The sequence below is a fragment of the Streptomyces sp. NPDC054847 genome (assembly GCF_053610925.1).
In genome coordinates this window covers 1-2,991 of record NZ_JBSGZJ010000641.1, presented here as the reverse complement: position 1 = coordinate 2,991, position 2,991 = coordinate 1, and the positions used below count along the sequence as shown (strand labels likewise).

At 73.2% G+C, this 2,991-nt stretch carries 3 protein-coding genes; all 3 read right to left on the bottom strand.

Features of this window, described 5'->3' with window-relative positions:
- Positions 1 to 179: 179 nt before the first annotated feature.
- Complete coding sequence (locus ACWGH4_RS33595) at positions 180 to 1,010, bottom strand: ABC transporter ATP-binding protein (RefSeq protein ID WP_453467517.1); 831 nt, start codon at positions 1,008 to 1,010, stop codon at positions 180 to 182.
- Positions 1,007 to 2,077 carry a FecCD family ABC transporter permease gene (locus ACWGH4_RS33590; protein ID WP_453467514.1) on the bottom strand — a complete coding sequence of 357 codons (1,071 nt, stop codon included), beginning with the start codon at positions 2,075 to 2,077 and terminating at the stop codon, positions 1,007 to 1,009. Before ACWGH4_RS33590 ends, ACWGH4_RS33595 begins: the two co-directional genes overlap by 4 nt.
- On the bottom strand, positions 2,074 to 2,991 hold a 918-nt coding region (locus ACWGH4_RS33585), incomplete at its 5' end, for a FecCD family ABC transporter permease (RefSeq protein WP_453467512.1). The genes ACWGH4_RS33590 and ACWGH4_RS33585, both read right to left, overlap by 4 nt.

The window sequence follows — 2,991 nt, the reverse complement described above, 5'->3', positions numbered from 1 at the left end:
CCTCGACGTCGCCCATGGCCGTCTTCACCGTGTGCTTGCCGCCGGACGCCGCAGGGTCGGAGGGGGTGGCGGCGTCGTCGTTCGCGCCGCAGGCGCTCAGCGTCATCGCGGCGGTGAGGGCCAGGGAACCGGCGAGGAGGCCGCGGCGGCGAAGCATGGTGCTCATGAACGGAAACCTTTCAGACGGACTGTGAGGTGGACGTGGGGGTCTTGGGCCGGCCCGGCGGGGCGTACGGCGCTCCCGGCACGACGAGCGGGGACCCGGTCACCGGGTCGGGGACCACGACCGACTCCATGCCGAACACCTCGCGGACCAGCTCGGCGGTGACGATGTCGGCCGGGGCGCCTTCGGCGACGATCCGCCCGGCCTTCATGGCGACGAGATGGTCGGCGTAGCGGGCGGCCTGGTTGAGGTCGTGGAGCACGGCGACGACCGTGCGGCCGCGTTCGTGGTTCAACTGCCGTACGAGGTCGAGCACCTCGACCTGGTGCGCGATGTCGAGGAACGTCGTCGGCTCGTCCAGCAGCAGCAGGTCCGTCTCCTGTGCGAGCGCCATCGCGATCCACACGCGCTGCCGCTGACCACCCGACAGTTCGTCGACGGGACGGTCGGCGAGGGCCGTGACGTCCGTGCGCTCCATGGCGTCGGTCACGGCGCGTTCGTCCTCCTGCGACCACTGCTGCCACCAGTGCTGGTGGGGCTGGCGGCCGCGGGCCACGAGGTCGGCGACGGTGATGGCCTCCGGCGCGACCGGGGACTGCGGCAGCAGCCCGATCGACCGGGCGATCTTCTTCGTCGGGATCGCGGACAGTTCCGCTCCGTCGAGGAGGACCGCGCCGCCCTTCGGCTTCAGCAGCCGGCCCAGCGCCCGCAGGGTGGTCGACTTGCCGCAGGCGTTGGGGCCGACGATGACGGTGACCCGGCCGTCGGGGACCGCGAGGTCGAGTTCGTGCACGACCGTGCGGTCCTCGTAGGCGAGCGTCAGCTCGCGCGCCGTCAGCCTGCTCACGACTTACCTCCAACGGTGCGGCTGCGAACGATCAGCCAGATCAGGTACGGGGCGCCGATCGCGGCCGTCAGCACACCCACCGGGAGCTCCGTGGGCGAGAACATCCGGCGGGCCGCGAGGTCGGCGAGGACGACGATCACTGCGCCGAGCAGCGCGGAACACAGCAGCGGGATCTGCGCGGTGCGGGTCATGCGGCGGGCGATCTGCGGTGCGAGCAGCGCCACGAAGTCGACGGGCCCGGCGGCGCCGGTCGCGATCGACGCCAGTACGACCCCGAGGAGCACGAGCCCGAGCCGTACCCGGCCGAGCCGTACGCCGAGGGCGGTCGCGGTGTCGTCGTCCATGGAGACGGTGCGCTGGGCGCGGGCGGCCCACAGCACGGCGGGCAGCAGGACGAGCAGCGTCCAGCCGAGCGGCGCGGCCTCCTCCCAGCCGCGGCCGTTCAGCGACCCCGTCATCCAGATCTGTGCCTGCTGGGCGACGAGGTAGTCGCCCTTGGTCATGAACAGCGTCGTGACCGAGCGGAGCGCTATGGCGAAGCCGATGCCGATGAGGACGAACCGGGTGGCGTGCAGCCCGCCACGCCAGGCGAACACGTACACCAGCGCGGCGGCGACGATGCCGCCGGTGACGGACAGGTACGGCAGCACCGAGTACGAGGTGACGCCGAACGTCATCGCGCCCACGGTGAGCGCGCTCGCGCCCTGGCTGATGCCGATGATGTCGGGGCTGGCGAGCGGGTTGCGCGCGACGGTCTGGATCAGCGCGCCGGCGACGCCGAAGGCGGCGCCGACGAGGAGTCCGAGGACCATCCGGGGCAGCCGCAGCGTCCCGACGACGAGTTCGTCCGGCGAGGGCTGTCCGAGGACGACCTTGAGCACCTCGGCGGGGGCGACGAAGCTCTCGCCGACGCTGAGGTAGGCGACGCACGCCGCGGCGAGCACCGTGGCGAGGCCGAGGGCGACGGCGGCGGCGCGGCGGTGCAGCAGGAAGCTGCCGCGGGCGGTGCGGACGAGGGTGTAGCCGGCGGGCCGGATCCGGCGGCCGGTGAGGGTCTCCGCGCTCATGCCGGCACCGCCTTGCGGCGGACCAGGGTGACGAGGAACGGCACACCGATGAGCGCTGTCATCACGCCCGCCGGGACCTCGCCGGGCGGGAAGACGATCCGGCCGATGACGTCGGAGACGAGCAGCATCACCGGGCCGACGAGGGCCGCCATCGGCAGCACCCACCGGTGGTCACTGCCGACGACGGCGCGGGCGATGTGGGGAACGGCCAGGCCGATGAAGGCGATCGGGCCGGCCGCCGCCACCCCGGCGCCGGTGAGCACGGTCGCGCCGACGCCGCCCACGATCCGTACCGTGGCGACGTTCTGGCCGAGGCCCTTCGCCATGTCCTCGCCGAGCGCCAGCGCGTCCAGGCCGCGGGCCACGGAGATCACCAGGACGGTGCCCACGAGCAGGAAGGGCCAGATCTGGCCGACCACTTCGGCGTCGCGGCCGGCGACGGAGCCGACCTGCCAGAAGCGGAACTCGTCCAGCGCCGCCGCCTTCGTCGTCAGGACGCCCATCGTCACGGAGACCAGCAGGGCGTTGATCGCCGCGCCGGCGAGCGCCAGTTTGACGGGCGTCGCGCCGCCCCGGCCACGGGCGGCGATCGCGTACACGGCGACCGAGGCGATCGCCGCGCCGACGAAGGCGAACCACACGTATCCGCTCAGCGTGTGCACCCCGGCGAAGGCGATCGCCAGCACCACGCCGACCGAGGCGCCCTGGCTGATGCCGAGGATGCCGGGGTCGGCGATCGGGTTGCGGGTGATGCCCTGGAGGACCGTGCCGGCGAGGGCCAGTGCCGCGCCGACCATCAGTCCGATGAGGGTCCGCGGCACCCGGAGCTCGCGTACGACTTCGGCGTCGGGGCTGTGCCCGCCGTTCAGTACGGCGTCGAGGACGGCGGTCGGGGCGACCGAGCGCGCCCCGAC

Bases quoted from the DNA above. Each gene is read 5' to 3' on its own strand.
- ACWGH4_RS33590 (WP_453467514.1), bottom strand. From the start codon at position 2,077: ATGAGCGCGGAGACCCTCACCGGCCGCCGGATCCGGCCCGCCGGCTAC.